This window comes from Proteus vulgaris (assembly GCF_016647575.1).
Taxonomy (GTDB): domain Bacteria; phylum Pseudomonadota; class Gammaproteobacteria; order Enterobacterales; family Enterobacteriaceae; genus Proteus; species Proteus mirabilis_B.
This window is the reverse complement of record NZ_CP032663.1, coordinates 2,359,750-2,372,225: the sequence shown is the minus strand read 5'-3', so window position 1 is coordinate 2,372,225 and position 12,476 is coordinate 2,359,750. Positions and strand designations below refer to the sequence as shown.

General features: G+C 38.7%; 14 protein-coding genes. 4 read left to right on the top strand and 10 right to left on the bottom strand.

Annotation, left to right across the window (positions count from 1 at the left end; all coding sequences use genetic code 11):
• Nucleotides 1-53: 53 nt before the first annotated feature.
• Nucleotides 54-1,436 (bottom strand): exodeoxyribonuclease VII large subunit, encoded by a 1,383-nt coding sequence (gene xseA / locus D7029_RS11110; protein ID WP_194950712.1) that lies wholly within the window; start codon nt 1,434-1,436, stop codon nt 54-56.
• A 169-nt stretch (nt 1,437-1,605) separates the two neighbouring features.
• Between xseA and guaB the strand changes: the two genes are divergently transcribed.
• From guaB to D7029_RS11095, 3 genes are all read left to right on the top strand, one after another.
• Nucleotides 1,606-3,072: an IMP dehydrogenase gene (gene guaB, locus D7029_RS11105; RefSeq protein ID WP_194950711.1), complete on the top strand. Its 1,467-nt coding sequence runs from the start codon at nt 1,606-1,608 to the stop codon at nt 3,070-3,072.
• Nucleotides 3,073-3,173: 101 nt separating this feature from the next.
• Complete coding sequence (gene guaA / locus D7029_RS11100) at nt 3,174-4,751, top strand: glutamine-hydrolyzing GMP synthase (RefSeq protein WP_194950710.1); 1,578 nt, start codon at nt 3,174-3,176, stop codon at nt 4,749-4,751.
• 218 nt (nt 4,752-4,969) lie between these two features.
• Complete coding sequence (locus D7029_RS11095; RefSeq protein WP_194950709.1) at nt 4,970-6,166, top strand: tyrosine-type recombinase/integrase; 1,197 nt, start codon at nt 4,970-4,972, stop codon at nt 6,164-6,166.
• Nucleotides 6,167-6,361: 195 nt separating this feature from the next.
• Here the strand turns inward: D7029_RS11095 and D7029_RS11090 are convergent, their stop codons facing one another.
• From D7029_RS11090 to D7029_RS11080, 3 genes are read right to left on the bottom strand one after another with little or no spacing between them, the layout of a single operon-like run.
• Complete coding sequence (locus D7029_RS11090) at nt 6,362-6,559, bottom strand: hypothetical protein (protein ID WP_036936127.1); 198 nt, start codon at nt 6,557-6,559, stop codon at nt 6,362-6,364.
• 2 nt (nt 6,560-6,561) lie between these two features.
• Nucleotides 6,562-7,203 carry an MT-A70 family methyltransferase gene (locus tag D7029_RS11085; protein WP_194950708.1) on the bottom strand — a complete coding sequence of 214 codons (642 nt, stop codon included), beginning with the start codon at nt 7,201-7,203 and terminating at the stop codon, nt 6,562-6,564.
• On the bottom strand, nt 7,200-7,673 hold the full coding sequence (locus D7029_RS11080) for a class I SAM-dependent methyltransferase (protein ID WP_194950707.1): 474 nt from the start codon (nt 7,671-7,673) through the stop codon (nt 7,200-7,202). The genes D7029_RS11085 and D7029_RS11080 overlap by 4 nt, the downstream gene beginning before the upstream one ends.
• Before the next feature lie 320 nt (nt 7,674-7,993).
• Between D7029_RS11080 and D7029_RS18990 the strand changes: the two genes are divergently transcribed.
• Nucleotides 7,994-8,125 (top strand): hypothetical protein, encoded by a 132-nt coding sequence (locus D7029_RS18990; protein ID WP_258165033.1) that lies wholly within the window; start codon nt 7,994-7,996, stop codon nt 8,123-8,125.
• 153 nt (nt 8,126-8,278) lie between these two features.
• Here the strand turns inward: D7029_RS18990 and D7029_RS11075 are convergent, their stop codons facing one another.
• The 6 genes from D7029_RS11075 to D7029_RS11050 are packed head-to-tail and all read right to left on the bottom strand — an operon-like array spanning nt 8,279 to nt 12,346.
• On the bottom strand, nt 8,279-8,737 hold the full coding sequence (locus tag D7029_RS11075) for an ASCH domain-containing protein (protein ID WP_194950706.1): 459 nt from the start codon (nt 8,735-8,737) through the stop codon (nt 8,279-8,281).
• Nucleotides 8,738-8,760: 23 nt separating this feature from the next.
• Nucleotides 8,761-9,030 (bottom strand): hypothetical protein, encoded by a 270-nt coding sequence (locus D7029_RS11070; protein WP_194950705.1) that lies wholly within the window; start codon nt 9,028-9,030, stop codon nt 8,761-8,763.
• 55 nt (nt 9,031-9,085) lie between these two features.
• Nucleotides 9,086-9,343: a helix-turn-helix transcriptional regulator gene (locus D7029_RS11065; protein WP_194950704.1), complete on the bottom strand. Its 258-nt coding sequence runs from the start codon at nt 9,341-9,343 to the stop codon at nt 9,086-9,088.
• A 44-nt stretch (nt 9,344-9,387) separates the two neighbouring features.
• Complete coding sequence (locus D7029_RS11060) at nt 9,388-10,428, bottom strand: RecT family recombinase (protein ID WP_194950703.1); 1,041 nt, start codon at nt 10,426-10,428, stop codon at nt 9,388-9,390.
• 45 nt (nt 10,429-10,473) lie between these two features.
• A complete protein-coding gene (locus D7029_RS11055; RefSeq protein ID WP_194950702.1) occupies nt 10,474-12,198 on the bottom strand; it encodes a PD-(D/E)XK nuclease-like domain-containing protein in 1,725 nt (574 codons plus the stop codon).
• Nucleotides 12,185-12,346 carry a hypothetical protein gene (locus tag D7029_RS11050; RefSeq protein WP_004243375.1) on the bottom strand — a complete coding sequence of 54 codons (162 nt, stop codon included), beginning with the start codon at nt 12,344-12,346 and terminating at the stop codon, nt 12,185-12,187. Before D7029_RS11050 ends, D7029_RS11055 begins: the two co-directional genes overlap by 14 nt.
• Between the last annotated feature and the right edge of the window lie 130 nt (nt 12,347-12,476).

Below are 12,476 nucleotides of genomic sequence, written 5' to 3'. Positions count from 1 at the left end.
ATTCTGATGCCGTTTTCCTTTTGTATTTATATTGACCTATATTTGATAGGAGGTTAATCATCATTTTTAGAGGTGGTCTTACGTTTAGCTCTTATCTTTTGCGTTTTAACCACTTCACTGGTGATCCAACCATCTTCAACACGCGTTTTTAGCGGATCACCTACTTTCACCTGTTTGGTATTTTTCAGCACTTCTCCAGACTCTGTTTCACTAATACTGTAACCGCGAGAAAGTGTTGCGAGAGGACTCACACTTTCTAAACGAGAACAGCTAATCGCGAATTGTTCACGTTGACGAGATAGCTGTTGTGAAATACTTTCTCGCATACGGTAAATCAACAGCTGTTGTTGGCGAAGTAATGCTTGAATTTGGGAACTAGGCTCTTGGTAAGTAAGGCGTTTTTGTAGTTGTGTTTGTTGATGTTGCTTGGTTTGTAATAACCGTTGAAAACTAGCAACTAAACGCTGTTGTGTTGAAGCTAATACATTTTGCTGACGAGCAAGACGTAAATGAGGATGCTGTTGCTGTAAACGATGATGAAGCTGTGTTATTGCACGTAATTTTTTCGCCAAATAGTAATCCATCGCCATTTCAAGGCGTTGTTGCTGTGATTGCAATTGGCGCAATAGCTCAAGTTTGTTACGACTAATAAGTTCTGCTGCAGCTGAAGGGGTTGGGGCTCTAAGGTCGGCAATAAAATCAGCAATAGTGACATCAGTTTCATGACCAACAGCACTTACAATCGGAATTTCACTGGCAAAAATAGCACGAGCAACGCGTTCATCATTAAATGCCCAGAGATCTTCTAACGAACCACCGCCACGACCAACAATTAAAACATCACATTCTTTACGGCGGTTAGCCAGTTCGATGGCATGAACAATCTGCATAGGCGCTTCAGCACCTTGAACGGCAGTTGGATAGATAAGAACAGGCAAAGAGGGATCACGACGACGAAGAATATTTAAAATGTCGTGTAGTGCTGCTCCTGTTGATGAAGTGATAACACCAATTTGTTTAGCGGGTGATGGCAGGGGTTTTTTATGAATAGCATCAAATAAACCTTCTGCACTGAGTTTTTGTTTTAATAGCTCAAACTGTTGTTGTAAAAGCCCGTCACCAGCAGGTTGCATACTCTCAACAATCAATTGGTAATCACCTCTTGGCTCATACAATGTAATTGTTGCACGCACTAAAACTTGCTGACCATGCTGAGGGCGAAAAGTAACTTTAGTATTTTGCCCACGAAACATCGCCGCTCTAATTTGGGCATTGGTATCTTTTAACGTAAAATACCAATGACCAGAAGAGGGTTGAGTAAAATTGGAAATTTCAGCGCTGATCCAAATGCGACCCATTTCCATTTCTAATAACTGGCGAACGGTCTTATTTAGACGGCTAACAGTAAAAATATTATTGTTTATCGGTAGTGTCATGTGAGCCAGATCAAATTTTAAAACAAAGACTTAATTGATTGATACTACCTAAGTTAGTGGCAGGATCAATAAAAATTTTGAAAAAAAGCTAGAAGCAACCGATTACGGTGTGTATAATTCCGCGGCAATATTTTCTATTTCCTAAAAGCCGCCTTGGTGAGATATTGCTATGTTACGAATTAAAAAAGAAGCACTTACATTTGATGATGTTTTGTTAGTTCCTGCACACTCCACTGTTCTTCCTAATACTGCCGACTTGTCTACTCAACTGACTGAAACAATCCGCCTAAATGTTCCTATGCTTTCTGCTGCAATGGATACTGTGACTGAAGCGCCTTTAGCTATCGCATTAGCTCAAGAAGGTGGAATTGGTTTTATCCACAAAAACATGTCTATCGAACGTCAAACTGAAGAAGTTCGTCGTGTGAAAAAACATGAAAGTGGTGTTGTCACTGATCCTATCACCGTAACACCAGAAACTTCTTTACGTGAAGTTCAAGCAATGACTGAACGCAATGGCTTTGCGGGTTACCCTGTTGTGACTAATGACAACGAATTAGTAGGTATTATTACTGGTCGTGATGTTCGTTTTGTTACTGATTTAGACCAACCTGTTACTGCGGTAATGACACCAAAAGAGCGCTTAGTGACTGTACAAGAAGGCGAAGCACGAGATGTTGTTATGCAAAGAATGCATGAAAAACGTGTAGAGAAAGCCTTAGTGGTTGATAACAACTTCCACCTGAAAGGTATGATCACTGTAAAAGACTTCAAGAAAGCAGAACGTAAACCAAATGCTTGTAAAGACGAACATGGTCGTTTACGTGTTGGTGCTGCTGTTGGGGCGGGTGCAGGTAATGAAGAGCGTGTCGCTGCATTAGTTGCTGCTGGTGTTGACGTTTTACTTATTGACTCATCTCACGGTCACTCTGAAGGTGTATTACAGCGTATTCGTGATACTCGTGCATTATATCCAAATCTACCTATTATTGGTGGCAACGTTGCAACCGCAGAAGGCGCATTAGCACTAGCAGATGCAGGTGTGAGCGCAGTTAAAGTAGGTATTGGCCCAGGCTCAATTTGTACAACACGTATCGTAACGGGTGTTGGTGTACCACAAATTACTGCTATTGCAGATGCTGTTGAAGCGCTGAAAGATCGCAACATTCCTGTTATTGCAGATGGTGGTATCCGTTTCTCTGGCGATATTGCAAAAGCATTAGCAGCAGGTGCAGCGTGCGTTATGGTTGGTTCAATGTTTGCAGGTACTGAAGAATCTCCGGGCGAAATCGAACTGTTCCAAGGTCGTTCTTATAAATCTTATCGTGGCATGGGTTCATTAGGTGCGATGTCTAAAGGCTCATCAGATCGTTACTTCCAAACCGACAATGCAGCAGACAAATTAGTACCAGAAGGTATCGAAGGCCGTGTTGCTTATAAAGGTTTATTGAAAACTATCGTGCATCAACAAATGGGTGGTTTACGCTCGTGCATGGGCTTAACAGGCTGCGCAACAATTAAAGAGTTGAATACCAAAGCTGAATTTGTTCGTATCAGTGGTGCAGGTATTCAAGAAAGCCACGTCCATGATGTAACCATCACGAAAGAATCGCCTAACTATCGCTTAGGTATGTAATTTATTCCGAGAAAGGCTTGTTTTAGTTATTACCGTGTTTTAATTATAAATTGGCAAGCCTTTCAACTTTATGACTTTATCTGTTTTGGAATTCACCACAAATGACAGCAAATATCCATAATCATCGCATTCTTATCCTTGATTTCGGTTCACAGTATACGCAGCTTATTGCTCGTCGTATCCGTGAAATCGGCGTTTATTGTGAACTCTGGGCATGGGATGTTACAGAAGAACAAATTCGTGAATTTAATCCTAATGGTATTATTCTGTCTGGTGGCCCTGAAAGTACTACTGAAGACAACAGCCCTCGCGCACCAGAATACGTATTCAATGCAGGCGTTCCTGTATTAGGAATTTGTTATGGTATGCAAACGATGTCGATGCAATTAGGTGGCGACGTCGAAGTTTCTGGTGAGCGTGAATTTGGTTATTCACAAGTTGAAATTCGTGAAACTTGTGCACTATTCCGTGATATTCAAGATTCAGTTAGCGAAGATGGTAAACCATTATTAGATGTATGGATGAGCCACGGCGACAAAGTAACTGCTATTCCATCAGACTTTGTAACAGTAGCAAGCACTGAAACTTGCCCATTTGCTATTATGGCGAATGAAGAAAAACGTTTTTATGGTGTTCAATTCCACCCTGAAGTTACACATACCCATCAAGGTTTAGCGATTTTAAAACGTTTTGTTTTAGATATCTGTGGTTGTGATGCGCTGTGGACTTCTGCTGCAATTATTGAAGACACTGTTGCTCGTTTAAAAGAGCAAATTGGTGATGATCACGTTATTTTAGCGTTATCAGGCGGTGTTGACTCATCAGTAACTGCATTATTGTTAAACCGTGCAATTGGTAAGCGTTTAACATGTGTATTTGTTGATAACGGCTTATTGCGTCTGAATGAAGCAGAACAAGTCATGGAAATGTTTAAAGGTAAATTTGACCTAAATATTATCCATGTTGAAGCGGAAGAGCGTTTCTTAACTGCGTTAAAAGGCGAGAACGATCCTGAGAAAAAACGCAAAATCATTGGTCATACATTCATTGAAATCTTTGATGAAGAAGCTGTTAAACAGCCACAAGTTAAATGGTTAGCACAAGGTACTATCTATCCTGATGTGATTGAGTCTGCTGCATCTGCAACAGGTAAAGCTCATGTGATTAAATCGCACCATAACGTAGGTGGTTTACCAGACGATATGAAACTGGGCTTAGTTGAGCCATTAAAAGAACTGTTTAAAGATGAAGTGCGTAAGATTGGTTTAGAGTTAGGATTACCATACAACATGCTTTATCGTCACCCATTCCCGGGTCCAGGTTTAGGGGTTCGCGTATTAGGTGAGATCAAGAAAGAATACTGTGATTTATTACGTCGCGCTGATGCTATCTTTATCGAAGAACTGCATAAAGCTGATTTATATAATAAAGTAAGCCAAGCATTTACCGTGTTCTTACCTGTACGTTCAGTGGGTGTTATGGGCGACGGTCGTAAATATGACTGGGTTGTTTCATTACGTGCAGTTGAAACTGTGGATTTTATGACAGCGCATTGGGCACATCTACCATATGACTTCTTAGGTCGCGTTTCTAACCGTATTATCAATGAAGTTAGTGGTATTTCCCGTGTTGTTTATGATATCAGCGGTAAACCACCAGCAACGATTGAGTGGGAATAAAATACCGTTTATCAGCAATAGTTGATAAAGGTTAAAAAAACAAGAGCCATCAGTAAGTTACTGGTGGCTTTTTTGTTTTCTATGGTTGGTGATGGTTGACAAGAACCGAAAAAAATGACGGTATATGTGACGGTATCAAAATATAAATTATAAAATTAAGACACTGATACCGTCATGAATTTGCTGTCATTTGACGGTATCAGCATTGAGGTTATAGCATGCTGACCGATACAAAACTAAGAAGTTTAAAGCCACAAGACAAGCTTTATAAAGTGTCTGATCGAGATGGTTTATACGTTGCAGTGACAAAAAGTGGTGTTATTTCATTTAGATATGATTATCGTTTTAATGGAAGGAGAGAAACGGTTACTTTTGGTCGATACAGTGCTGACGGTATCACGCTTGCAGAAGCAAGAGCTGAATTAATTGAAGCAAAAAGGCTGCTAAGCGCAGGCATATCGCCAGCTTCAAAGAAACGTGACGGTATTGAGAGTAAAAAAATAGGGACGGTATTCAAAGACTATACCGTCAATTTCCTTAATGATGCCCAATATGCTGACTCTACAAGGGCCATGAAAGAAGCAATTATTGAAAAAGAAATCTATCCTGTATTCGGCAAGCTTCAGCTAGAAGAGATCACCACACCAAGGCTTAGAGCTTTGTGTGAAAAGATAAAGGATAGAGGCGCAAAAGCGACCGCATTACAAGTACGTGAGATTGTTGGATCTGTTTTTACTTATGCCATAGATAGAGGTTATGAAATTACTAACCCAGCAGATGCAATAAAGGCATCTTCGATAGGGACTTTTCAGGCACGAGAAAGGGCAATGTCACCGAAAGAAATCGGTATCTTATTTCGTGAACTAGAAAACTATAGTTGTTATCCAACCTTAAAATTGGCCGTTAAATTTGTCTTGCTAACATTAGTCAGAAAGTCTGAGTTTATTCACGCTACATGGGATGAAATAGACTTTAAAAATAGACAATGGGTGATCCCTAAAGGGCGAATGAAGGGGAGAAAAGAGCATGTTATTTATCTCTCTGATCAAGCAATGGATATCCTAACTGGTATGAAAGTTTGTGCGATGGGAAGTGATTACTTAATGCCTGGTCGATATGATATTAAAAAGCCACTTTCTAATGCTGCATTGAATAACGTGATTGATGGCACCGTAAAACGTATCAATGAAAAAGGTATTGAGTTCGAACCAGTTACCGTTCACGATTTACGACGCACAGCAAGCACGCTATTGCACGAAGCAGGTTATAACTCAGATTGGATAGAGAAATGTTTAGCACACGTTCAAAATGGCGTTAGAGCCGTTTACAACAAAGCTGAATATGCTGAACAGCGTAGGAAGATGTTACAAGAGTGGGCTGATATGGTGGATGAATGGATAAAAGAGAAAGATTAACGCTCGGTCATTCTTCGCCAAGTGTTTTATAAGCAAGTAGTGACGATAGGTAAAGCACACCGACAATAGGCCAGATTGTTGAGTAAAACAGTCTGGCCACAATATCTTTTATATTGTCGCTTTCGTGCTTAGATTCTGAAAACAGGTATCCAGCAAGCCATAAGTACACAGCTAATAATGTGAGTAAAATAATCATTAGCCGTTTTTCCTTTTGTACTGAGCGTGATCATCCCCACACTCTTTAGAGCAGTAAGCGCTGTTCTCTGTTACAGGCTCTTCACGACACCAGATACAAAATCCAGTTAAGCTTTTGGCCGGTGGCTCTCTGTTTGCTAATGCGGTGTTGATTTGTAGAGCCGTTAAGTCATTAGCATCATCTGCGATATCAGGCATATTTATTCCTTACAAATAAAATGAGAATTGATAAGTTCGATACTGTTGTTAGGACATTGATTGCCCCATGCATCCCAACCTTGTGACATGTTACGAGCGAATAGCTCAATGCGATTTACATCACCGTACAACTGTTCAAGACGGTTTTTTACTTCCCACGGTTTTTCGCTATGCTCACCTAAACAACTAAATACGATTTGCTTAACGCTAGCACTAATGCGCTGTAATCCATTGCCTCGAGTAGCGATTAAAACATCTTCACTATTGGCTCTGGTGTAGTTACCTCCATTCATTTTTGTTTCAGCATCTAATAGTTCAAACAGGTCGTGATAATTAAATAACTCGCTGTTTTTAATAGCTTTATCAATTCGTTGCCATGCTAAAGGGTTAAACTTAACCCATGTAAAAGCTTTCATTGTGCGGACTTTAAAGCCCCAAGCTTCAGCTAATTTAATAGCCTCGAGTACAAAATTACCTGTATACCACATGGCAAGAACTGCGTTATCAGATGCAATAGAGTGAATAGGGATATGAGTTAAATTGAAGAGGGATGTTGTTGGATAATGATTTTTAGCAGCACCGTTTGAAACTTTATTTTTGTAATCCCACGGAGGATCACAATATATAAGGTCATATTTTTTCATTCGTTCCCTTTATAAAATGCTATCCAGTGTGTTTTATCGTTTTTCCCTACACGCTGAACGGCAGTTGGTTTTTCATTGGTTAAAGCTAATATTTGTTTAACGGATATTTGAGTTTCATTCCACTTAAACAATAAGGTTCCATTTGGCTTTAACACACGAAATGCTTCAGTAAATCCTTTTTTTAAATCTTCTTTCCATGAGTCTTTATTTAACGAACCGTATTTTTTAAACATCCAGCTATTTTTGCCAACTCTAATTAAATGAGGTGGATCAAATAGCACTTGATAAAATGTATTATTAGGAAATGGAAGATTTTTAAAATCAGAAATAATATCTGGTGTTATATTTAAAATTCTTCCATCACATAAAATATGTTCTTCTGCTCTAATATCATTAAATAAAACTCGGTCGTCTTGTTTATCAAAATAAAACATACGAGAGCCACAGCACATATCAAGTATTGGCTTCATTGTATCCTCTGAATTTTAGGTATAAAAAACCCTGCTAGTGCAGGGCATCGTTTCAAATTTTTTTTGCTCTTTTTTTTGCTTTCATTATTAACCTTTCATAACAATAATTCATAACAAAAAAACTAATTAATGAGAAAATTGCAATTAAAAAACTGAAATATGATATTAGAAAAAACATCCCAAGAAAAGGAAATATAAATGATAACAACTTAAACAATCCAAAAACTCTATACTTAAAAATTATTATTTTTATTTTGTCAAGTTCATCACCAGAAGATATAAATAATGAAAAAATAAAAAATGAGTTTAATGAAAGAGACATGGAAAAGAAGAATATTGATAAATATATTTCCACTAACTCAATCATACTGGCTGTTTTAAAATTAAAACTAAGCATTCCTATAAAAAAAGTTGCTGAAATTATTGATAAGGATGCTGATGATATAAAATAAAAATTATACTCCTTGTTTCTATAGTGCTCATCGGATAGCAGATCGATATCTTCTCGCACGGAAGGCGTATGTGAAAATAGCTTTCGATAAAGTTTTATACATTTATTTTTCATACTGTTGATAAATATTTTTCAGAATTACATTACTATGACTTTACTTCTTTATATAGTAAAACTCAATCACCCATACCCATTCGTTATTTACCCAGCTATCAATTCCATATATTGCAATCCATTCCACAGCAAAGTAAGAAGTATGTGCATTTAATTTCCCGTTAAATCCCTCGGCTTCTGCATCACTTTCGCTGATATTGTTTACTTGCTGAACCCAAACATCAGTAATTTCAATTTTTCCTTTGATATTACCGTCCTTGTTTGCAATGTTGATAATGTCGCCAATCTCACCATACGGGCAATCAACATCAACAAATCCATGCCGCCATGCTGCGCATACTTGCTCTGATAGTGTGTAACCATCTTGCCATGCACTAAGATAGCGTAACCCATCTTCGGTTACTTTTGGTTGTGGTTTAATTGGCCTGCGTGTCTGTGTTTTTCTGCCATCTATGACAGCCTTTAGCATTACATCGTTAAACTTGATTCTGTCTTTCATATTCATTCTTCCGCATTGCATCCTTACCAATAAACCATGACAGCCGTTGCTAAAAATGCACTTTTAACATCTTTGCTTGATTCATGGTAATACGCTGAATAACCAGGCTTGGGAACTGCTTTGAAATAACAAATATCTACCTTGTTGTGTTTTTCCCAAAATTGGCGGTCACTCTCATCTATTTCTCCAGACTCAATGGCTGAATTAATCACCTCGTTGGCGGTATGCTCCCCTTTCATTAGTAGCGTTTGAATACTATCGTTGCTAATTTGTATAATTGATGGATGTTTCATCGTCATTCCTCTTCATTGCATCCTTACACTGAGTTCTTTGGTTAACGGGTAGGGGTTAGGCGTTACTCACAAACTGACCAGCTTCATTACGCTTACGTTCGGTGTAACACTTAGGTGTCTCTCTTGATTGAGAACGTTTTTTCAACCACTCATCTACTTCTTCCGCTTCCCAAGCAACACAGCGCACCGACAAATACATACGCTTTGGAAAATCACCTTTCTTCTCTAAAGTGCGAATAGTTGAGCGAGAAAGTCCTGTTAGCTTTAAAACAGCAGGCATACGAATAGGGTTGATAGGTAATTTAATATTCATATTTAAACTCCTTGCGGAGCTGTATCGCTCCGCTTTAAATAGGATCACTGGTATTCAGGGCGCATATCATCAAGTGTGATAGAGAAAGACTCGTATAATTCATCACCAAGTTTTCTTTTGCTTGATTTTAGTAGCTTGTCTACTTTTTCAAATGCTTCTGTGGCTTCTGGTGAGCCAGATTCAGGAAGTGAGTTGATAGAAGCTTCTAAGGCATTACGTGCATCAATGCGGTGGTATGCCTGTACTGCTTTATTTTTTAATTCAGTAAACAGGTTGATCCCCATTTCATTTTTTAAGTTCTCAATTTCTGCACGAATATTTTTAGCTTCTTCGACAGTTTGAACATCATCAATAGCTAATCTAAATGCTTGCGCATCGAACTTAGGTATAAACTCGCCTTGAGCTTCTTTTACAGGTTCAGCATTATTTGATTGTTTCTGGGTAGTGATTTCATTAATGCTTACACGTTCTTTCGGTGGGGTGATGTCTTTAATCGGACGATCTTCAAGTTCTTCTGGTGTATACACACCTAGGATAACTTCAGGGCAATAAAGACGGGCCCAATATTTTACAGCGAGATACGCGATTTGTTGCTTAGGCATTGTTTTCCAAAGTGGTGAGTTTCTCGTCTGTACGTCAGCAAGGTAAACAGGCTCACCCCATGTAATTTCTTCTTCACCTCTTAAAATTGCACCGACTTCAATAAATAAACCCGATTCATCACGTTTATCTTTCATGCCTACAATCTTTTCCCAGTCGCCACCGTATTTGTAATGGAATCGACCTACAACAGCATTTGAACTGGTAATAACTGCATTTACTAATTGGGCTTCATAACCAAGCACACCATTGATGACATGAGTTTTTTGACCGACAACGAAAGGATCCATTCCCCAACGTGCGGACTGCATTGTGATAGCAAGACAATCAGATGGTTTACCTTGCAGATGTCTTGGCACCGTTGCTGTACCTGATGCCATTAGCTCCGCAAATTTGACAATACGGTCTAATGATTCAGGATTAAAAAGTAATGATGTGTTATTCATTACTGATTGATTTCTTTCGAGAGTTGCTACTTCTGACATAATATTTACTCCAAACGTGCGCCTGATTGTTCAAGCGCAGTTTTATTAAGCGACTTCGTTTTGCAGTTCTTCTAACTTTCTCTGCTCAAAGTCAGTGATATCGATAGTGAGAGTAGTGGTGATAGGCGCTGGCCAATATCCTGTATCCATAGCTTCACGGATATCACGCAGTGTCTTTTTGTACTCAGCACGACCCAGTTCAAGTAATTCAGGAGAGGCTTCAACGATAGCAACCCAGTGGTAATGCTCATCTTTGTTAACGAATATCCAGAAGAACTGATCCAGCATTGCTACATCACAATACATAGCTGCACTGATGTGATAATCGCGATTAATGATTTCTCTGCGGATCATGGATTCAATGGCATCTTGTTTAAATCGACCAAGTGCTACTGATTTGAGGTCAAAACCTAATCGGTTATTTTCTGTTTGAATTTCGATATCAGGACGAACACGAATTTCAAGACCAGTATCTTCATCAATGCCGTAGTAGCTCACTTCTGATACGCGGTTAGGGTGGTTTAATAAACTGGATGCTTCTTTGTGGTTCATAACAGCGCTACGCATGTTATTTGCCATTTCATAGTCAACGGTTTGAACATGAATTTTTGAATCATCACTAAGCCATTGGCTAATGATTTCATCTTCAAATACAGCATCAGGGTTCACTTCTTTAATAACCTGCATGAGGTCATCTTTTTTGACGGGTTTTCTAAGTGGCTCAGGCTTACTTACTTCTGACAAATATAATTCGGGGTTGATGTGGTGGTATATCTGCTCAAGTAATGCGTCGGTATTACCTGAGGTTTTCAATGGTGTTGGCAAAGTATCGTTATAGGCTTTGATACAGGCTTTCATTGCTGCACCTGTGAATTTCCCATCCTCTGGAATGGCTTTAAATTCATCGGGTAACTGCATGTATATCTGACCTAGCTCTTCGGCTTTTCCGCTGGTGGAAAGTTGCGGTGTCAGAGTGGCATTATGTTCTTCAATAATTGCTTTTAACTCATCTTGTGAGAGCTTCTTAGGCAACTTATTGTTGTATTCGTCAATCCATGACTTCATTGTTTCCGTTGTTGTAAAGGCACCCTCTGGAATAATTGGCTTAACACTGAATTCAGTATCAAACTTTTCAGGTTCCATTGTTAACGTGTGAAATGCGCTACCTAAGTCGAAACAACGCTTATTTTCACGCTCAATAACTTTTGTTACATGGCGTAACTCGTAATACATCAAACTAATACGAGCATCTTTTAACATCGAACTACTGATACCGTTTGAACTGTGATACACCTCGTTAGGAATATCGGGATAACGACCAGGTTCAAAATAAGCAGGTTGGTCATTTTCTTCCTGTGGAATATCTTCCGTTTCTTTGTGTTGACCGTTTTGGTTATTATTGCTGACATGAAAAATCACCTCGTCCTGAGGTACTTCCTTTTTTTCTACCTCAATTGAGGCGGTTTTTGGATTTATTAATGAGTTAAAGTGATTAACTCTATGACGAACGCTACGCATATCAGGGTTATCAATAAATGACATAATAGCGTTAACGATTTGCTCTTCACTGAGTTCACTGCTGATATTAGGAACCAATGAAAGTGCAAGTAGCGTGATATTAATAAAGTGGTCATATTGCTTAAACTCTTCTTTTTCAATATCACCATTGATATGAGCTGTTAGCGCATCTACTTGTTCGCTATCACTAATATCTTGGTTAAGTAAAAGAGCTTTTGCAATCAACACATTTAAGTGCTTAGTGTCTGACATTTTGTTTACCTACTAATTGTTCTGTTTGTAATGCGAGCTTTCTTACATAAGCCCACTCAATACCGGCTTTAAAATTGTCAAATGACTGTGACTCATTTAAGCCAGATAAGGTAAATACATGCTTACCGTCTTTGATATAAAAGATCATGACTAATCACCAAATTGGTTATGTCTGAGCGCATTAAAAAATCAGTCTCTTTTATCCATATTGTTAAAGAACAAATTAACCGTATTGGTTAACTTATGCTTTTAATAATAACCACAAATTAACCATTGTC